General features: G+C 68.0%; 17 protein-coding genes. 8 read left to right on the top strand and 9 right to left on the bottom strand.

Going from position 1 to position 19,346, the window contains the following annotated elements; genetic code table 11:
- The first annotated feature begins 486 nt into the window (after positions 1–486).
- Both FLL47_RS40285 and FLL47_RS40280 read left to right on the top strand, forming a co-directional pair.
- Positions 487–3,879 (top strand): AAA domain-containing protein, encoded by a 3,393-nt coding sequence (locus FLL47_RS40285; RefSeq protein WP_144127956.1) that lies wholly within the window; start codon positions 487–489, stop codon positions 3,877–3,879.
- Positions 3,880–4,012: 133 nt separating this feature from the next.
- Positions 4,013–5,311 (top strand): phospholipase D-like domain-containing protein, encoded by a 1,299-nt coding sequence (locus tag FLL47_RS40280; protein ID WP_144127955.1) that lies wholly within the window; start codon positions 4,013–4,015, stop codon positions 5,309–5,311.
- Positions 5,312–6,045: 734 nt separating this feature from the next.
- On the opposite strand, the gene FLL47_RS40275 is transcribed toward FLL47_RS40280, so the two are convergent.
- From FLL47_RS40275 to FLL47_RS40250, 6 genes are all read right to left on the bottom strand, one after another.
- On the bottom strand, positions 6,046–6,762 hold the full coding sequence (locus FLL47_RS40275) for a hypothetical protein (protein WP_144127954.1): 717 nt from the start codon (positions 6,760–6,762) through the stop codon (positions 6,046–6,048).
- A gap of 404 nt (positions 6,763–7,166) precedes the next feature.
- On the bottom strand, positions 7,167–7,607 hold the full coding sequence (locus tag FLL47_RS40270) for an SRPBCC family protein (RefSeq protein ID WP_144127953.1): 441 nt from the start codon (positions 7,605–7,607) through the stop codon (positions 7,167–7,169).
- A 2-nt stretch (positions 7,608–7,609) separates the two neighbouring features.
- Positions 7,610–8,089, bottom strand: coding sequence for an SRPBCC family protein (locus tag FLL47_RS40265; protein WP_144127952.1), 480 nt, complete (start codon positions 8,087–8,089; stop codon positions 7,610–7,612).
- Positions 8,086–8,409 (bottom strand): ArsR/SmtB family transcription factor, encoded by a 324-nt coding sequence (locus tag FLL47_RS40260; RefSeq protein WP_186316215.1) that lies wholly within the window; start codon positions 8,407–8,409, stop codon positions 8,086–8,088. Before FLL47_RS40260 ends, FLL47_RS40265 begins: the two co-directional genes overlap by 4 nt.
- A gap of 158 nt (positions 8,410–8,567) precedes the next feature.
- Positions 8,568–9,839 (bottom strand): MFS transporter, encoded by a 1,272-nt coding sequence (locus FLL47_RS40255; RefSeq protein WP_144127951.1) that lies wholly within the window; start codon positions 9,837–9,839, stop codon positions 8,568–8,570.
- Entirely contained in the window at positions 9,836–11,194 is a 1,359-nt protein-coding gene (locus FLL47_RS40250) for an MBL fold metallo-hydrolase (RefSeq protein ID WP_144127950.1), read from the bottom strand. Before FLL47_RS40250 ends, FLL47_RS40255 begins: the two co-directional genes overlap by 4 nt.
- 68 nt (positions 11,195–11,262) lie before the next feature.
- Between FLL47_RS40250 and FLL47_RS40245 the strand changes: the two genes are divergently transcribed.
- Genes FLL47_RS40245 through FLL47_RS40235 form a run of 3 tightly spaced genes read left to right on the top strand, consistent with a single transcriptional unit; the run spans position 11,263 to position 13,354 of the window.
- The gene (locus FLL47_RS40245; protein WP_144127949.1) at positions 11,263–11,928 is read left to right on the top strand and encodes an ArsR/SmtB family transcription factor; all 666 of its coding nucleotides are present in this window, start codon (positions 11,263–11,265) and stop codon (positions 11,926–11,928) included.
- A gap of 26 nt (positions 11,929–11,954) precedes the next feature.
- A complete protein-coding gene (locus FLL47_RS40240) occupies positions 11,955–13,064 on the top strand; it encodes a cysteine desulfurase family protein (protein ID WP_246159304.1) in 1,110 nt (369 codons plus the stop codon).
- Positions 13,065–13,114: 50 nt separating this feature from the next.
- Positions 13,115–13,354: a sulfurtransferase TusA family protein gene (locus tag FLL47_RS40235; protein ID WP_246159303.1), complete on the top strand. Its 240-nt coding sequence runs from the start codon at positions 13,115–13,117 to the stop codon at positions 13,352–13,354.
- A 305-nt stretch (positions 13,355–13,659) separates the two neighbouring features.
- Here the strand turns inward: FLL47_RS40235 and FLL47_RS40230 are convergent, their stop codons facing one another.
- The 3 genes from FLL47_RS40230 to FLL47_RS40220 are packed head-to-tail and all read right to left on the bottom strand — an operon-like array spanning position 13,660 to position 15,760.
- Positions 13,660–14,472 (bottom strand): phosphotransferase family protein, encoded by an 813-nt coding sequence (locus FLL47_RS40230; protein WP_144127946.1) that lies wholly within the window; start codon positions 14,470–14,472, stop codon positions 13,660–13,662.
- Positions 14,469–15,131 carry a class I SAM-dependent methyltransferase gene (locus FLL47_RS40225; protein WP_144127945.1) on the bottom strand — a complete coding sequence of 221 codons (663 nt, stop codon included), beginning with the start codon at positions 15,129–15,131 and terminating at the stop codon, positions 14,469–14,471. The genes FLL47_RS40230 and FLL47_RS40225 overlap by 4 nt, the downstream gene beginning before the upstream one ends.
- Positions 15,128–15,760 carry a TetR/AcrR family transcriptional regulator gene (locus tag FLL47_RS40220; protein ID WP_222106418.1) on the bottom strand — a complete coding sequence of 211 codons (633 nt, stop codon included), beginning with the start codon at positions 15,758–15,760 and terminating at the stop codon, positions 15,128–15,130. Before FLL47_RS40220 ends, FLL47_RS40225 begins: the two co-directional genes overlap by 4 nt.
- Before the next feature lie 79 nt (positions 15,761–15,839).
- On the opposite strand from FLL47_RS40220, the gene FLL47_RS40215 reads away from it, so the two are divergent.
- The 3 genes from FLL47_RS40215 to FLL47_RS40205 all read left to right on the top strand — a co-directional run bounded on the left by FLL47_RS40215 (position 15,840) and on the right by FLL47_RS40205 (position 19,330).
- Positions 15,840–16,790 (top strand): ATP-binding cassette domain-containing protein, encoded by a 951-nt coding sequence (locus FLL47_RS40215; RefSeq protein ID WP_144127943.1) that lies wholly within the window; start codon positions 15,840–15,842, stop codon positions 16,788–16,790.
- The gene (locus tag FLL47_RS40210) at positions 16,787–17,614 is read left to right on the top strand and encodes an ABC transporter permease (RefSeq protein WP_144127942.1); all 828 of its coding nucleotides are present in this window, start codon (positions 16,787–16,789) and stop codon (positions 17,612–17,614) included. Before FLL47_RS40215 ends, FLL47_RS40210 begins: the two co-directional genes overlap by 4 nt.
- Before the next feature lie 171 nt (positions 17,615–17,785).
- On the top strand, positions 17,786–19,330 hold the full coding sequence (locus FLL47_RS40205; RefSeq protein WP_425457825.1) for an ISL3 family transposase: 1,545 nt from the start codon (positions 17,786–17,788) through the stop codon (positions 19,328–19,330).
- Positions 19,331–19,346 lie beyond the last annotated feature (16 nt).

Genomic DNA, 19,346 nt, shown 5'->3' with positions numbered 1-19,346 from the left:
CAACGATGACGAGGCGTTGTCACCCGCTCGCGGATGAATGTTCAGATACTACGGCGGTGCACGCTGCGCTGTTTGACCCCGACATGGCTACTTGCGTTGGCCCAGTCGACGAGATCAAGTAGCCCATTAGCCTGCGGCATGGCCAGCTTGGCGCCCACGTGTGGCGACACCGCTCGCCTGTCTGGCTGACAAACTGTCAGGTTGCTGCTGAACGTAGCGCTGTATCGGTCGGAGTCGCACACCTCGGAAGCGCGAGGGTGGTTGCCGGAAGTGGCCGCTTATCGTCAGATCGGCGCAAGCTGCTCCAACGATCCGAAATTAGTGGCCTCGGCCGCTTGCCGTGGCTGCACGACCAGGCTGACATCCGCGTCCGCCGGTGAGACCCGTTGAAATGGCACAGCCGTTCGACGCCGCACGGCCCGCGCGGGCCCGGTCCGTTAGGCTACGCTGCGCCGACTACAGCGAGGAGGCCTAGCGTTGCGTGTGGTGGCGGAGCGGTACGTCGTCAAGACCGACAAAGAACGCAGTGGCGGCCAGGCAAAGATCCTCAAAGCGATCGACACCGAAGGCGACGGAGCCGTCGTCGCCCTGAAACTGATCTCACGCGCCGACGCAGACGAGATCCAGCGGGTCTTTTTCCGCCGCGAAGTCGACGCTCTCTACCTGCTCGACCACCCCAACATCGTCTCGTTGATAGCGTTCGGCGAAGATGAAGCCGAGGACGCGTTCTACCTAGTCATGCCCTGGTTCGACCGGAACCTGCTCAGCGTCCTGCCCGCTGACGGAGACCTGGGCTGGGACGACTTCGCCGAGCAGTGGGGACTTCCGCTGGTCGAAGCGCTGGCGCACGCCCACGAGCGCGACGTGGTCCACCGCGACGTGAAACCGGCCAACATCCTGATCGCCGAGGACGGCACGCCCAAACTCGCCGACTTCGGCATCAGCAAGATCCGCAGCCAGATGCTGTCGGAGCTCACAGTCGTCGACCACTTCTCGCGCCCCTACGCACCGCCGGACTTGTATGGCATGGGCAGCGCCAGCCGTGACGTGTGGGGCTTCGCCGCGACAGCGCTACGCTGCCTGACCGCCGGCCCATTCGACGACTACCCCGACATCGACAACGCGCTCGCCGACGTCGACGTGCCGCCTCAGGTCAAGGCGTTGCTGGAGAGGTGCACGAACAGGGACCCGCAAGCCCGCCCGCAAAATGCCGTCGTGCTGCGCAGCATGCTGCGCGAGATCCAAGTCGGCCGTCAGCGTCGCTTCTCCGATTTCGTGCGCCCAGCGCAGCTGCGCGTCAACGAGGATGCAGCCCGGCGCCTGGTCAAACCGCCGCTCGATCGCGATGCCGACGCCGTGGAACAGGAGCTGGGCCGCGAGTTGGCCCACGGAAGCCACCTGGTCCGCTACACAGACCGTGCAGGCAACATGTCGGCGGACACGCTGGAGCTGATCGGAAGCACCCGCCGCCTCCGTCTGGCGGTCGCTGCCGGCAAGCCCGAGTTCTTCGTGACCAGGGTCAACGACGCAGAAGACCAGGTTCTGGAAGGCATCCGCCGACGGGGCTGGGCAGTCGGCGAGCAGATCAAGTGGACGTCGCGCCAGCAGCCGCACGTCACGGCGCTGGACACCCAGCGCATGATCCTCGCAGCAGTTGACGACCATTACCTGCGCCTGGACGACGAGAAGCACCGCCAGGCCGAGGACGCACTGTTCGGCAAGTGGATCAGCCTGCTTGAGGCGAAAGAGGACCTTGAGCGGGAACGGGAAACACCACTGGAGTACAAGGCCGTCGATATCGACCGCAAGCGGGTGACGTTCTACCTGCGCCGTAGTACCGACGGCGACATCGTCGGCCAGGACCGGGTGTGCCGCACTCCCACCGGCAAGCCCGTCGGCGGGCCCGGCGTCGTCGTGGCGCAGGACGACTCGACCATCACGGTCGCATACCCCCGCAAGGTCAAATCCTTACCGCCTGTCGGTGACCTCGCCCTGCACATCGGGCCGACCGCCTCGTCGCTGCGGCGTCAGCGTGATGCCGTCGTCAGCGTTCGGGCCGGGATCTCGGTCCGTCCCCAACTTCGCCAACTTCTGCTCGACCCCAGCCGGATCGCCGCCCCCTACGCCCGCGACGTAGCCTCCTGGTTCAGCGCGGCGCTCGACGATGACAAGAAAGCGGCTGTGACCGCCGCGGTCGCCAGTCCCGACTTCTTCCTCCTGGAAGGCCCACCCGGTACCGGCAAAACCAGCTTCATCGCTGAACTCGTACAGCAGGAACTGGCGCGCAAGCCCGACGCCCGGATCCTGCTGGTCAGCCAGACCCACGTCGCGGTCGACAACGCGCTGGTCCGTCTCGCCGAAGCCGGTGTGCAGAACCTCGTCCGCCTCGGCAAAGAAGACGACCCACGCATCGCCGCCGAAGCTCGCCAGCATCTACTCGACCAGAAGATGCCGGCCACGATCCGTCAGGTTCGGCAGCGGGCAGCCGCCGAGCTGCGCAAACGAGCCCAGGAAACAGGCGTCGACCACGGACATGTACAGGGCGCGGCCTTGATCCTGGAGCTGATCGAGGCTATACGCGACCTCGACGCCGCCAAGGCGCGGCTGAACAGCCTTGCCGACTCGCCGACCGGCTCGACCGGCAAGCTGCCCGACTTCGGCGAAGAAGAAAACGCCTCGGAGACGGCCGTGCTCAACGACCGGGTCCAGGCGCTCACCGAACGCATCGAGCAACTGCGCGGCCAGGCCAACACGGCGCTCAACGGCGACCTCGAACTGCCCACGGAGCCGACCCTAGACGTCGCCCGAGGCGCCTTCGACGCCGTCGTGGGCACCGACGAGCACCTGCGCAAACTCGTCGGGCTGCTCACACTGCAAGCCGAATGGTTCCAGCGGATCGAATCCGGCAGGGAGCTGGAAGGCGTCGTCCTGCGCGCCTCACGGGTCATTGCCGGCACCTGCCTGGGTTTCCTGTCGCACCCCGCCGTCCAGGACCTCAAGTTCGACCTGTGCATCCTCGACGAGGCATCCAAGGCCACCGCCACCGAGACCCTCGTTCCGCTTGCCCGGTCCAAACGATGGGTACTGGTCGGAGACCCCAACCAGCTGCCGCCGATGCAGGAGGAAGTCCTTGACCATCCTGAGCTGATGCAGCGCCACAACCTCGAGCGCGCCGACGTCGAACACAGCTTGTTCCAGCGGCTGCTCGACCATGCGCCTGCGGCGGCCAGGCACCGGCTCACCCACCAGTACCGGATGCATCCCGGCATCGGTGACCTCGTCTCCGCGTGCTTCTACGAAGGCCGGCTCGTCTCCAAGGCGACGCGGACGCTGCCCGGCTGGGACGTGCTCTACAAGCCGGTCACGTGGATGGACACCGGCGCGATCGCCGACCGACGTGAGCGCAGCGACGGCACAAGCTGGGTCAACCACCGCGAGGTCCGTGTGATCCGCCGGGCGATCATGACGCTACGCACCGCGCTGGACAAGGGACACATCAAGACGCCCGACGGCAAGCCCCTGCGGGTGCTCGTGCTGACCGCATACGACAAGCAGATGGAGCAACTACGCCGCGCCGTCGCGGGCCCCCCGTCCGACCACCTGGACATCGAGGTCAAGACAGTCGACGCGGTACAAGGACGAGAAGCCGACATCACCTTCTACTCGGTGGTCCGCAGCAACGACAAACGCGCCTTCGGCTTCCTCGACGCCCGCAACTGGCGGCGCATCAACGTCGCACTGTCGCGCTCCCGCTACGGACTTGTCATCGTCGGGGACGCTCCATTCTGCGAGTCAGCGCCCGGTCCGCTCAACACCGTGCTGACCCACATCCGCCGCAACAGCGATAACTGCGCGATCGGAGCCGCAAGCAATGGCTGACCCCACCGTCATCGCCGCACGCCGCTACAGCGACCAGCATCCCGGATACCACCTGGCCTACGCCGGCGAGGTAGCCGTACCCGTCTCACTGCTGACCCTCGACGTACTGGCCCAGGAACGCAAGGACCTGCCTTTGGTCGACGAGTTCGTACTGCGACTGGCCGACCACGGCATCCACAAGGTCGACAACATGGCAGCCGTCCTTGGAATCGACGCACCGACCGTATCCGACGCCGTCGCGGTCCAACTGTCGGCCGAAACCATCGAGTACCGTCCCGACACGCTCGGCGCCCACAAGGTCCTACTGACCCACCGGGGCAAGCTAGCCGTCACGGAGATGTCCACCACCACACCGCAGCGCACCGAACACCAGCGGGCCTTCGACCGCATGCTCTGGAAACCAGTCCCGCACAGCAGGCCCGACCTGATCACTCGTGCCGACACCGAAGCTCGAAGCATGGTGCTGCTGCCGTCGTCGCGCACCAACGAGGTCGCCACCTCGGACGTCACACCTCGAATGCTCAACCAGCTACTCGACCGCGGCAATTCCGACGAAAGCCGACCGACAATCGAGGTGCTCAGCGTCGAAGCGGTCACCCGCCAACCACGCCTGTTCCTGCCAGCCGTACTGCTGGTCTACGTCTCGGAAACAGCCGACGACCACCGCTTCAACGTCATCGTCGACGACACCCTCAGCGAAGCCCACGACAACGCCCTACACCACGCCGGCGGACTCAGCCGGACCAAGATCCAGCTAGCGCCAGCAGTACGCGAACCCGAACTACCCGACCCGCTCAGCAGACAACGTGCATCGTACGACGTCGTCCGTGACCTGCAACGCCGCGCCGACAGCACGCCATCCGAGGAGTCACGGTCCCCGCGAGCCGTCACTGGCCCGCACCGCAAGGACAGTGACACCGCTCGCGCAGAACTCGACGCACTGACGGTGCGAAGCGTGCCGCTGTTCGAACACCGGGAGCTGCTAACCACGGCCCTGGACACCGCACGCCGCCGCTTGCTTCTGGCCGCACCATGGGTACGCGACGCGGTCGTCACCGACGGCTTCATCGCCAAACTCGAGGTCATGCTCCGGCGGGCGGACATGACAGCCCACATCGGCTACGGCCTCGGCCACGACACCACCCATAACGACAGAGCGGCGCTGCATAAGCTGCAGATACTCGCTCGCCGCTACGACCGCCTCACCGTGGCGCACGTCCCGGACCCCTATCCGAACATCCTCATCTTCGACGACGTCTGGGTGAGCACCGGATTCGACTGGCTGTCATTCCGCGACCAGCCGACCCGCACCTACCGCCCGCACGAAGGAACACTCGTGCGGGAGACTGCGCACATCGAGCAGCAGTATCGCCGCTACGCCGATCTGATCGGCGCAGCGGCCAAACGCGCCAGCCAGCACCCCCAGGCCTGACCGCCGGCCCAGGCCACCCAACCTCAGCTAGCGTGCAGCCGCTATGACACAGCCGGCGGTGCGTGAGACCTACTGCTTACACCTGCCCCGCCCCGACGGCACACAAGCGGACACCCGTCGGTCGACGCAGCCGGCAACCGCGAAGCCCTCGGCTAGACGCGAGCGACGCCACGCGGCAGGCTTCAAGCCAGCAGGAATGCGCGCCGCTGACCGCATCCGGCCGTTGCCCACGAGACCGTCAGACCCAGCCGGTCCCGGTGGTCCACCGCGAAGGCGCGTCGCAAGGGCTCGCTGCCCTACATCGAGAGCGGAGCAGCACCAGAAGGGTCGTCTAATGTTACTGTCCGTGCGGGTAGTCCTTCACGAGAACGAATTTTCGGTTTGATCGCGTGCTGATCATGGTGTAAGTTCCGCGCATGAACACCGGTCTCCGCACCGGTGCGGGCCGTGGGGGTTCAAGTCCCCACTTGGACACGCGAGCCTGGTCAGGCCTACCGCCGCAAAGGCGAAATTCCCCTCGTTGATCACTTGATTGAACGTCAAGGTGTCGGTGTACAACTGGCCTGTTTGGATCTTCGTCGCGCAAGTGTGTGCCCGCCAAGCTGCAGGTGTTTCAGGCTTGCGGGCGACATGCGATTGCGCAACCGCCGGACTGGCGCGATGTCGCGGGCAACGTCGTGCTGGTGAACCCTTTGACTTCGCGCGGCGGCGAGTGGCCCGGCTGTCTGTTCCGCCTACGGGAGGTCGGTCAGTGCCGCAGCTTCCGACTCCCAGCGACGGACAATCTCCGGCTTGAGGCGCTGGCTTCGTCGGTAGTTGTGTCCCTTCCGTAGCCCGTTAGCCACCTCGTGCATCAGTAGTGCCTCGTCGCCTTCAGCGCCGGCCTGCAACGCGAACTCATATACCCCCGCGGGGTCGATCTCATAGCCGCCTGCCTTGAGGTGGCAGAGCGCGTCGATCACGGTTGGCCTGTCAAATGATGAACTGAGCCCGTTGAGCTTGGGAACGAGTGACTTAAGCGCAACGGCCACAACTGCTGACACGAGGTCGGACCTGGACTCCAGACGTTCGCCGGTGGCGAGATCGATGGCCCGCTGGGCGCGAAGCCACGGCTGCTGTAGGACGTCGCCACCCTCGATGACGCAGATCGCAGTTGCCTCATCAGCATGCTGTAACTGAGAAAGGTTCTCTGCCGCGGGCCATGCGACCAGCAGAGGCCCGCGGTGGGAGACGGAGGTATGCCGCCCGAGCTTCTCGACCGCGGTACGCGGGAAGTCGTCGGCAAGGGTGCTGTTGCCGAAGTCCCGGATGGCGCTTACGAGGATCATTGGCGAGCCAGGCTGCGCCCTTAGCCAGTTCGCAGCGAGCGCTTCCTGATCTTCGAGCGGGGTGCGTCCGTCACGCAGGGCTGCGTAGAGCGGACGGCGCACGTGTGCGGGAGTGATGCCCATGAAGACGAGAGTAGAGCGCAGCTCCGACAAGCGGGATGTGCCGTTCGCTTCCTCGGGCGCAGTCCCCACATGGCGACGGGTAACAGACCCACGGACAACGACGAACCCAGGCCCGCGGCGGAGCGCAACTGCGCGCTGCTCTGTCGGCTTTACGGGCGGGGTCTGCGTCGTGGCGGACGCGCGGCAGGTACAGCGCGGTGTCCACGAAACCGATCAGGAACAGCCCGGTGATCAGTGCCACCGCGGCGACGTGCACACGCAGCCACGGCGGACTGGCGTCGCCACGGCGCCTGCACCATGCGGGGCCAGGCATATATGGCGTAGGGCAGGTTGGTCTCACCACCTGCGCCGCGACCATGTGATTTGTCGGGCCCATGGTCGCGGCGCTGTGCCTTGGTGGTGCGTCAGTGTTCTTCGAGGTTGCGTTTCAGCGCCGCGAGGTTGTTCGGCATCGCCTTGCGGGCCTCGGGTCGCACCATGAGTGGGACGAGGATCTTGCCGATGCCGTGTCCGGTGAAGTCGACGCTGATAGTCAGCTGAGAGCTGCCGGCCGTGATCGGTTGGACCGTTAGGTCGACGGTGGCGCGAATGGGTCCGTCGATGCCTTGGACAGCCCACCTTTTCGTCGGGTCGATGCGGGTGACGGTGGAAACACTGGACCGGTTCTTGCCGCCGATCCGCCGCGTGGTGACGCACCGGGTGCCGACAGTGGGCTCGGCTGCGGTGTCCATGTGTCCGCCGACGACGCCCTGCTGCCATTCGTGGAAGCGGGTGGGGTCGGTGACATAGCTGAACACGTCGGCGGCGGGCCGCTCGACCTGGATCGTGGTGGTGATCGCTGCCATGGTTATGCCTGGTCGAACAGCGCGGTGTACCGGTTCAGGTACAGGGGCCAGCCCTGGTCGTGCTCGACGCCGTCGCGGACCGATTCCCAGCCGGGTCCGTGCCGGTCGAGGTGGCGGTGTTCGAGATCGACGCGGGTGCGGTCGCCTGTTTCGGCGGTGAAGGTCACTTCGACTTCACTGGTGAGGGCGGGGTTGGTCTCGATCTGCCAGGTGGGGCCGATGTCCCAGGTGAACACCACGCGGTGCGGCGGGTCGTAGGCGAGGATGCGCGCCCAGCGGCATTCGCTGCCGTCTTCGCCGCGGTCGACGATGTTCCCGCCGACTCTGGGTTCGAACACGGTTTCGGTGATCGGCACTGCCAGCAGGTTGTGCTCTCGCGGTTTGAAGTCGCCGAACCGGTCGGTGAACACGCTGAATGCCTTGTCGATCGGCGCGTTGACCACGACCTGTCGACGGACCACCGTAGAACCTGCCTGTGTCATGACTTCTCCTCTGGTTTGTGCTCGACAGCGTTCTGAAAGCCGTCCAACGCGCGGCGCCAGAACGTGTCGAGCTGGTCTTTTAGTGCGGTCACCCCGGCCGGGTTCAGTCGGTAGATCCGGCGCGTGCCCACCGGCTCGGCTGAGACGAGCCCGGCCCCTTTGAGCACCCGAAGATGCTGCGACACGGCCTGGCGGGTGATCGGCAACTGACCGGCCAGCTCTCCGACGTCTCGGGGCCGCTCGGCCAGGCACTGCACGATGGCGAAGCGGCTGGGATCACCCAAGGCCTCCCAGCCCTCATGTGCTTTGAAAGTAGCCACGAACGAAAGCTACGACTTTCATAAGGCGAATGTCAAGCGCACCAAACGTGCTCTGAACTGGGCAACCTGCTGACATCGCCAGGTGCGGTGTGCGCTTTAGATGCGCGGGGGAGATCAGGGGGCGCCCTTAGCTCGACCTACGTCGACGTGGCCTCTGGTCAGGTCGCGCTGGGCCGGTGGGTTTCGTACATGCGCATGGCGACGATGAGGCCGGAGGCGGCGGTGATGGCGGCGATGGTCCAGATGGCGGGGCGGATGCCGAACAGGTCTGCGGTGATGCCGGCGATGAGCGCGCCGACGGCGTAGCCGAGGTCGCGCCAGAGCCGGTAGACGCCGACGGAGCGGGCGCGCCAGGCGGGGTGGGCGACGTCGCCGATGACGGCGAGCAGGGTGGGGTAGACCAGGGCGGTTCCGGCGCCCATGAGGATCGCGGCGATGGCCCATGGGGTGAAGGTGTGGGCGGCGGCGACCAGGCCGATGCCGGCGGCTTGCAGGAGCATGCCGGCGGTGATGAGCCATTTGCGGCCCCAGTGGTCGGACAGCCAGCCGGTGAGCATCTGCCCGAGACCCCAGACGGCGGGGTAGAGGGCGACGAGGACGCCGATGCGGGCGACGCCGAGGCCGGAGGTGGCGAACAGGATGGGGTAGAGGCCCCAGGCGAGGCCGTCGTTGAGGTTGTTGACGAGCCCGGCCTGGCTTGCCGCTGACAGGGCCTTCTCCCGGAAGGACGTCAGTGTGAAGATCTGCCTGCTGGTGAGTTCGTCGTGGTGGTCGCTGTTGGCTGGTACGTGGTTGGCGGCTTCGTGGCGGGCGTAGTCGCGGGTTTCGCGTACGAAGATCGTGGACAGTCCCAGGCCGAGGGCGGCGAAGGCGAGGCCGAGGTAGAACGGTGTGGGTCGTAGGCCGTGTTCGGCGGCCAGCCAGCCGGTGGCCAGCGCGGTGGCCGCGACCGCCATGTATCCGGCTGCTTCGTTGAAGCCCATGGCCAGGCCGCGTCTGGCGGGCCCGACGAGGTCGATCTTCATGACGATGGTGGTGGACCAGGTCAGGCCCTGGTTGATGCCGAGCAGGATGTTGGCGGCGATGACCCAGCCCCATGACGGTGCCCAGATCAGCAGCAGCGGCACGGGAAGGCCGATGAGCCATCCGGCGACGAGGACGGGTTTGCGTCCGTAGCGGTCGGACAGGCTGCCGGCGGCGAGGTTGGTCAGGGCTTTGGTGACGCCGAACGCGACGATGAAGGTGAGCGTGGCGGTGAAGGCACTGAGGGCGAAGATCTGGTCGGCCAGCAGCGGCAGGACGGTGCGTTCCTGGCCGATCATGCCTCCGACCAGGGCGTTGACGGCGACCAGGAGGGTGAACTGGGCGAGGTTCTCGCGCAGGCCCAGCCGGATCGGCCGGGTGGGTGCGGCGGTGGTCGTGGTGCTCACTTGCCCTCCTGCAGGGAGACGCCGGTGGTGCGGGCCCAGTCGTCGGCGCCGCCGTCGAGGACGGCGACGTCGTGGCGGCCGTGGCGTTGCAGCAGGGTGGCTGCGGTCATCGCGCGTTCGCCGTGCCCGCACATGACCGTCACCGGCCCTGCCTCGACGTCGCTGGTGCGTGCATGGAGCTCGCCGAGCTCGATGTGTATGGCTTTCGGCAGGTGCCCGGCCTGGTATTCGCTGTCCTGGCGGATGTCGAGCACGTGGCCGCGGATGTCAGTGGGCGCGACAAGGCTGGTGGTGGTCGTGGGGCGTCCGGTGGCGGTCCAGGCGGGCATGCCGCCGGCCAGTTCGCCGACGATGCGGGTGTAGCCGATGTTGAGTGCGGGCCAGAGGATGTCGGCGGCGGGCTGGTCGGGGTTGCGGACGATGACGATCGGCGTCTCGGGGTCGATGACCCAGCCGAGCCAGGTGGCGAACGCCGGGCGAAGCGCGATCGAGACGGCGCCGGGGATGTGTACGGCGGCGACGTCGGTGATCGGGCGGACGTCGACGGCCACTGCCCCGTCGCGCAGCAGGGCTTGGACATGGTCGGCGGTCAGGGCGGGTAGTAGCGGCTCGGCGGATAGCACAGGCGGTCCCTGCCGGTTGATGTCGGCTAGCCAGGTGAAGTAGGCGGGGTAGCTGCCAAGGCTTTCGGTCAGCTGCCGTGCGAAGGCGTCGGCGTCGGCAGCTGCCAGCAGCGGGTTGGTCGCCTTCTCGGCGCCGATGGTGGAGGTGCGGGCGGCGCCGGGAGGCGACGAGCAGAACGATCCGGCGCCGTGGGTGGGCCACACCGCGGTCGCGTCGGGCAGCGCGGCCAGCCGCTGCAGCGACGCGTGCTGGGCGTGGGCGAGTTCGACGGTGCGGTCGGCGCCGAGCAGGTCGGTGCGGGCGGCCGCGCCGACGATCAGCGATCCGCCGGTGAACACCCCGACCGGGGTGCCGGCGTCAAGGAGCAGGAACGACAGGTGCTCGTCGGTGTGCCCCGGTGTGGCCAGCGCACGCAGGGTCAGTCCGCCGAGGTTGATCTCGTCGCCGTCGTGCAGGCCGCGGTGGTCGAAGGCGCGCATCCCGGCTGCGGAGGCCAGGATCGTCGCACCGTCGTCGGTGGCGAGTTGGACGGCGCCGGTGAGGAAGTCGGCGTGCAGGTGGGTGTCGGCGGCGTAGGCGATGCGTAGTCCGCGTCGGTCGGCGGCGGCGCGCAGGGCGCGAAGGTCGCGGGGCGGGTCGACGGCCAGTGCGCGGCCTTCGCCGAGGTCGAGCAGGTAGGCGCTGTTGCCCAGGCCTTCGTCGACCAGGGCGGTCAGGTGGTCGTCGATCATCGTGTGCTCCTTCGTCGGCACCGCCACATGTCTGATACTATTCCATGGAAGTTTGGAGGATGGCGAGCATGGGTGACACGAACCGCAAAGCAGCCCTGTTCGAGCAGCTCGCACGGGTCGGCAAGGCCATCGGCCACGGCAAGCGCCTCGAACTGCTGGACCTGCTGGCCCAGTCCGAACGCACCGTCGATGCCCTGTCTGCCGCGGCGGGCCTGAACCTCACCACCGCGTCAGCACACCTGCAGACGCTCAAGCAGGCCGGCCTGGTCACCACCCGCCGCGACGGGACCCGCATCTTCTACAGCATCGCCGGACACGACGTGCTGGACCTGCTGGTCCGTGCCCGCGAGCTGGCCGCCTCCCGGCTGCCGGACGTGCGCTCGGCCCGCGACGCCTACCTCGGCGAGGACACCACCATCGCGGCCGTCGACCGCGACGACCTGCTGCGATGCATGCAGGCACAGGAGCTGACGCTGGTCGACGTGCGTCCGGAGGTGGAGTACAACGCTGGGCACCTGCCTGGAGCGGTCAACATCCCCATCGAGGAGCTCGAAGCACGCCTGGACGAGGTGCCCGCCGACCGGGAGGTTGTGGCGTACTGCCGCGGCCCGTACTGCGTCTTCGCCTACGAAGCCGTCATGGTGCTGCAGCGGCACGGCCGCCGAGCGGCTCGGCTGACCGACGGCGTCACCGAATGGCGACTGGCCGGCCTGCCGCTGGCCCCCCAGGCCTAGAAGGGTCAGTGGTCATGGAGCTGCCGGTGTATCTGGATCACAACGCCACCACACCCCTGGCCCCGGGCGTGCTGGACACGATGGTCGCCTACCTCGGCACCCAGTTCGGCAACCCGTCCAGCAGCCACCAATACGGACAGGCTCCACGCCAAGCAGTCGCCACCGCCCGCACACAGCTCGCGCACCTGCTGGGCGCCCGACCGCAGGAGATCGTGTTCACCGGCTGCGGCAGCGAAGCTAACACCCTGGCCATCAACGGCACGACCGCAGGCCGCACCGGGCACGTCATCACCCAGGCCACCGAACACCCCGCGGTCCTGGAAACCTGCCGCGCCTTGACTCGCCACGACCTCCGCCTGACCGTGCTGCCCGTCGACGAGTACGGCCTGGTCCGGGCCGCCGACCTGGCCGCCGCGCTCACCCCCGACACCATCCTGGTCACGGTCATGCACGCCAACAACGAGACCGGCACCATCCAACCCATCGCTGAACTCGCCGCGCTCACCCACCGTGCCGGGGCGCTGCTGCACACCGACGCCGCCCAAAGCGTCGGCAAGATCCCATTCGTGGTTGATGAGCTCGGCGCGGACCTGCTGACCGTCGCCGGGCACAAGTTCGGCGGCCCGAAAGGCGTCGGCGCGCTCTACATCCGCGACGGTCTCACCGTGCAGCCACTCATCCGCGGCGGCGGCCAGGAACACGGCCTGCGATCCGGGACCGAAAACGTCGCCGGGATCGCCGGCCTGGGAGCCGCCGCCCAGCAAGCGACCACCACCGGCGGGCACACCCACGTCACCGAGCTACGCGACCAACTGCACCGCCTGCTCATGACCGCGCTCGGCGACCGGGTGGCCCTCAACGGCCACCTTGAACAGCGGCTGCCCAACACCCTCAACATAAGCATCGAAGGAACCGTCGGTGCCCAGCTGCTCGCGCAGGTGCCACAGCTGGCGGCATCGACCGGCTCGGCCTGCCACGACGGCAGCATCAGCTCGCCGGTGCTGGCCGCGATGGGCCTGGACGTCCAGCGGGCTGCGGGTGCGATCAGGTTGTCGCTGGGCGCGAGCACCACTGAAACCGACATCCGCCACGTAGCCGACCTGCTGACCGACGCCGCCGGCGGCGGTCGCCGATGAGCGGTGGGCCCGTTTCGTCGGTGGTGTTCGATGGCGGCGACCAGACGTGCGTGGTTTTGCTTTTGCAGCTGCGCCGGTCCATCACCGGGCTGCCGGCCGCCACGGTCGTGCATGTGGTCGCCACGGACCCGGCCGCGCCGCTGGATCTTCCCGCCTGGTGCCACCTGACCGGGCACGAGTATCTCGGCCCAGTCGCCGCCGACCGGCCCACCTACGCGCTGCGGCTCACCTCGACCCCGCCGACGACGCCCGGCACCAACCCGTGGCGGCCCGAACCGACCCGACACTGAGCCCATGCCCATGCTCCCGGGCGGACGTCAACGCCGCCTTAGCCCGGTGCACCGATGCGGGACAGGTCGTCCAACTGCCGACCCCGACCACAGGCTGCGGGATCAGCAGAGGAAGGCCGACGGGTTCCGGCTGATCAGCAAAGCGTGGCGCTGAAATAACCAGGCCCAAAACAGCTTTGCGCTACCTCGGCCACGCCGACCAGTGCCGCGAGGTCGATGGCTACATGCTGGAGCTGACCGCCAATCGGTCCGAGCAGTCGCCGCCGGCCAGCGCATCAACACGAGATGACGCGCAGGCCGGCGGCTCAGACGGTGTTGTGCTGTGCTCGGCGGAGCCGGCGCAGCAGCATGTCCCGCTCCGCGGCGATGCCCTCGCTCAGCCGTGCCGCCAGGTGCACCGTCAGCCATGACTGGGTCTGCTGCAGCGGTGCCGAACCTCGCCGGTAAGCGCGGGCGTACGCCGAGGCCAGCAGCCGGCGGCCGGTCGCGATGACCGCCCGTGACACCAGCGGTGTGTCGGGCAGCGGGTCGGCCCAGCGCAGCAGCAGAAGCGTGCGGGCATGGTCAGCCCCGGGTGCACCGCGGGTCGCAGCGCCCCAGTCGATGACCGCGGTCCGGTCACCGGCCCGCAGCACGTTGCCCGGGTGGTAGTCGCCGTGGCACAGCCGGTCGCCGTCAGGCAGTCCGTCTAGGACCCGCGAGACGAAACCGAGCAGGTGCTGCGGCAGTCCGGCGTCGCGGATCCGGGCCGCCATCACCTCGCGCAGGTCGGCCAGGTCCGCCGGTGCCTGCACCTGGTGGACCGCCAGGTGTGCTGCCGCCAGCGAACGGGCGACAGCGCGCACGTGCCACGGCTGCCGCTGCAGATGTGTCAGCATGTCCGACCCGGGCACGCGCTCGACTATCAGGCCGGTGCGGCCGTCGTGGACCACGACGTCGACGAGCTTCGGCGCGATGCCCTGACTGTCGAGGGCCCGCAGGGCCGCGGCCTCGGTGCGGTGGCCGCCGAACCCAGGCCGGTAGAGCTTGAGCACCGCGTCATCACCGAAGCCGTAGACCTCGGCCTCACGGCCGACCCCGAGTGCCGGCCCGAGCGTCGTGCCGTCAGCGAGGTTCACGCGTCGGCCTGCGCAGCGGGTTTGCGGGCACGGATACGTTCGACCGTGCCGGCCTTGAGCCGCTCGGACTCCTCGACCTCGAACCCCGCGGCCTGCACGAGGGGCAGCTGGCGGCGGGTGAAGTGCTCGCCTGCGGCACGTACGGTGATCTGCTCGAACAGCCGCTGTGCGGCGTGCAGCGGCAGCCAGCTGCTACCGATGTGGTCGACCAGCAGCAGCGTGCCGCCGGGCACCAGGACCCGGCGCATCTCAGCGAGTGCGGCGGCGGGCTGGGGGATGGAGCACAGCGACAGGGCGCACACCACCGTGTCGAACGACGCGTCGGGAAACGGCAGCTGCTCGGCGTCGCCTTCGCGCAGTTCGGCGGCCAGGCCCAGCGCGGCAGCCCGATCGCGGGCCAGGGCGAGCATCGCCGGGCTCAGGTCGACACCGGTGATGGTGACGCCTGAACGGTAGTGGGGCAGGTTGCGGCCGGTGCCGACCGCAACCTCGAGCACCCGGCCGTGCGCCCGCTCGCCGAGCCACTGGCGCGCGCCGGGAAACCACACCTTCTCCACGAAGGTCATCTGCTTGTCGTAGCCGGGGGCGGACTTGTCCCACACCCGCTTCTGCCGGGCGGTCGGGGTCTCACCTGTCTCCGGTTTTGCTGTGCTGGTCATGGGTGGTCCTCCGTGCGTGCGGGGGCGGGAAGGGAGCAGTCGACCTCGGAGGCGACGGCGGCGCCGATGACGCCCATGACCGCCTGCCGCACCCGGGCGGCTGCCCGGGACGGTTCGGGCTGGCCTGCGTCGAGCCAGGCGATGATCGCCTCGATCGCGACCACCGGCGCCAGCTGCGCAGCCCAGCGGGCCAGGGCCTTGTCGGGAACTACTGCGGCGATCTGCAGGAAGGCAGCGGCGGTGATGTCGGCGCGGAACTTCTCGATGCGCTCCTTGAACTCCGGTTCACGCAGCGCGTGCTGGAACAGCAGCCGGAACCCGGCCGGGGACTCGATCGCCGCGGCCAGCAGGCCGTCGACGCTGGCGTCAGAGAACCCGCCGACCGGTTCGTCGACGTGGGCATCAAGGCGAGCGCACATGCGGTCCAGGACCGCCTGGTACAGGTCGGTCTTGGAATCGAAGTGCCGGTACAGGATCACCCGGGTAACACACGCCTCGGAGGCGATGTCGTCCAAACCCGTGGCCGCGTACCCGCTGCGCGCGAACGCCTCGGTTGCCGCAACCAGGATCTGCTCCCGCCGCTGCGCGCGAGGCAAGCGCCGTACGGGCTCCGGTCTGTCTGCGCTCACCTGTAGCCTCCGAACACTTGTTGACGTCGAAGTGTACTTAGCCTTATGTTGACTTTCAAGTACACAACTGGAGGTGCCGATGAACGACCCGGCCATCGCAGTCGATGGGCTCACCAAACAGTTCCGCGGCGGCACCCGTGCCCTCGACGGCCTGAGCCTGCGAGTCTCACGCGGCGGCATCTACGCCCTGCTAGGCCCGAACGGCGCAGGCAAGACCACCCTGATTCGCATCCTTGCGACCCTGCTGCGCCCCGACGGCGGCACCGCCCTCGTCGCCGGCCACGACGTCGTCGCCGAAGCGGGCCGGGTACGGCAACTCATTGGACTGGCAGGCCAGTTCGCCGCAGTCGACGACCATCTGACCGGACGCGAGAACATCACCATGATCGGCCGCCTCTACGGCCTTACCCGCCGGGCCGCCACCAGCCGCGCCGCCGAAATCCTGACCCGCATCGGCCTCGACACGGCCGCCGACCGGCAGGTGAAGACCTACTCCGGCGGCATGCGACGGCGCATCGACCTGGCCGCCAGCCTCATCGGCCGCCCCCAAGTCCTGTTCCTCGACGAACCCACGACCGGCGTCGACCCCGCCAGCCGCCACGACCTCTGGTCACTCGTACGCGACCTAGCCGCCGACGGCACGACAGTCCTACTGACCACCCAATACCTGGATGAAGCCGACCAACTCGCCGACCGCATCGCCGTCATCGACCACGGCCGCCTGCTCACCGAAGGCACCGCCACCGAACTCAAGGACCGCACCGGTGCCGCAGTCGTCGAACTCGACCTACCCCCGCACCAACTGGACGCAGCCATGACTGCACTACAGCCCCTGGCCCCACGGCGCGACCGCGACCGGATCCTGCTGCCCGCACCCGATGGACCGCTCACGCTGCGACACGCGATGGGCTTGCTGGACCAAGCCGACCTGACGCCCACCGACATCGCACTGCATGGGCCGACGCTCGACGACGTCTTCCTCGCCCTCACCCGCCACAACACCAGCCGCTCCGCCCGGAGCACCGCATGAGCGCCGCAGCCGCATACGCCCTTGGCATCAGCCGCGCCGCCATCCACACCGGCGTGATCACCCGCAGGAACCTGCTGGCCAATCTCCGCCTGCCCGACGTGCTCATCCTGTCGACCATCCAGCCGGTCGTCTTCATGCTCATGTTCCTGTACGTCTTCGGCGGCGCCATCCAGACCGCCCTACCACCCGCAGCCCACGGCCAATACATCAATTGGCTTATCCCCGGCATCCTCGCCCAGTCCGCAGTGTTCGGGTCCGCGCCCGCCGCCTACGGTCTGCACAACGACCGCACCAACGGCATCCTCGATCGCTTCCGCTCCCTGCCCATGGCCCGCTCAGCCGCACTAACCGGCCGCACCCTGGCCGACCTGATCCGCAACACCGCCATCCTCGGCCTGCAACTCGCCGTCGGCATCACCCTCGGCTTCCGCTGGCACAACGGCCTGACAGGACTGCTCTCCGCACTGGGTGTCGCGCTCATCTTCGGCTTCGCATGCTCATGGCTGATGGCCTACCTCGGCCTGGCCGTCCGCAACTCCGAAGCCATCCAAGCCGCGATCTACATGGTCGTCTTCCCCATGACCCTGACCAGCTCCGTATTCCTGCCCACCCAAACCATGCCCGGCTGGCTGCAGGCCTTCGCCGAACACCAACCCGTCACCGCCGCCGCCAACGCCCTACGCGGACTCACCCTCGGCCAAGGCGCGCTACCCGCCGGACACACCGTCACCGCAGACGCCCTGCTCGCAATCGCATGGGCAGCAGGCATCTGCGCCGTGTTCGCGCCACTGGCCGTACGCGAACTGCGGCGCGGCCTCGACTGAAACCCCACGGCATAACGTTGCGACGAGGAGCCGTCAGCCGAGCGGGGTGGGCGGTGATACGCCGGACACGAAAAGGGCAGCACCTACCTGCCCGCAACGGCGCCGCGGGGTCTGTGTAACTAACGGCTCTGGATCACTTCCGGTGGTGACTGTGCGTCGCGGTCATCCATATTGGATACTGCTGCCGGGTGTGATGCTGCTGGTCTTGCCCGCATCGTGTTCGCCGGGTTGTCGCCGCTGGTCGTGGAGGAGGTGACGGACGAGGGCGAATGGATCCTGGTGCGTGGGCGAACCACGGGGCAGGCGGTGCTCTGCCCGGACTGCGGCGCAGCCACCGCACGTGTGCACGGCTATCACGAACGGACCGTGAGCGACGTCTGCGTCGACGCCCGTCGGGTACTGCTCGTGGTGCGCATGCGTCGGCTGGTCTGCCCGACGTATGGCTGCCGTCTGACGTTCCGTGAGCAGGTGCCCGGTGTGCTGGAGCGCTACCAGCGGCGGACCATGCGGCTGGCCGGGCAGGTCGGCGCGGTGGCCCGGGAACTGGCCGGGCGCGGCGCGGCCCGGTTGCTGTCGGAGCTGGGCATCCGTCTGTCACGGCACACCACTGTCCGGGCGCTGCTACGCGTGCCGGTCGCCCGGCTGCCGGTTCCGAGGGTGCTGGGCGTGGACGACTTCGCGTTACGCCGGCGCCACCGTTACGCCACGGTTCTGATCGACGCCGAGACCCGTAGGCGCGTGGACGTACTGCCCGACCGTAGCGCGGACACCCTCGAGGCATGGCTGCGTGAGCACCCCGGCGTGCAGGTGGTCTGCCGAGACGGTTCGGGCGCATACGCCGAAGCGGTCCGGCGCGCACTGCCCGACGCGGTGCAGGTCGCGGACCGCTGGCACCTGTGGAGCAACCTCGGCAAGGCCGTGACGAAGGAGGTCGCCGCGCACAGCGCCTGCTGGGCCAAGGCCAGCCTGCCCCAGGACGGCCCACGCGCCCAGACCACCCTGCAACGCTGGCATCAAATCCATGACCTACTCCAGCAGCGGGTCGGCCTGCTGGAATGCGCACGAAGGCTGAACCTGTCGCTCAACACCGTCAAACGCTACGCACGCGTACCCGAACCCGAACGCCTGCAACGCGCACCGCAGTACCGGCCGACCCTGGTCGACCCCTACCGCGACCATCTACGGCAACGCCGCACCGACGAACCCGCCGTCAGCGTCCTGCGACTTTTCGCCGAGATCAAAGACCAGGGCTACCAGGGCAGCGTCAACCTTCTCTACCGCTACATCACCCAGGGCCGAGTCGAAGGAGACCGGCCCTCCATCTCGCCCCGCCGCCTGGCCAGACTCATGCTCACCCACCCGGACAACCTCACCGACAAACAGCGCACCACCCGCGACGATCTCACCGCCACCTGCCCCGAGATGATCGACCTCGCCGAACTCATCCGCTCGTTCGCCGGCCTACTGCGGCCGCAGGACGGCAACAGTGAACGCCTCGACCAGTGGATCACCGCCACCCGAGCGGCGAACCTACCTTGCCTGCACTCCCTCAGCCGCGGTCTCGACCAGGACCGGGACGCCGTCCACGCGGCCGTCACCCTGCCCTACCACAACGGCGGAACCGAAGGCGTAAACACCAAGACAAAGCGGATCATGCGCCAGATGCACGGCCGAGCTGGCTTCACCCTGCTACGCCACCGCATCCTGCTCAGCTGACCTCACGCACGGTCAC

The sequence above is a fragment of the Catellatospora sichuanensis genome, assembly GCF_007483665.1.
In the GTDB taxonomy this organism is placed as follows: Bacteria; Actinomycetota; Actinomycetes; order Mycobacteriales; family Micromonosporaceae; genus Catellatospora; species Catellatospora sichuanensis.
This window is presented reverse-complemented; position numbering and strand designations above follow the sequence as displayed.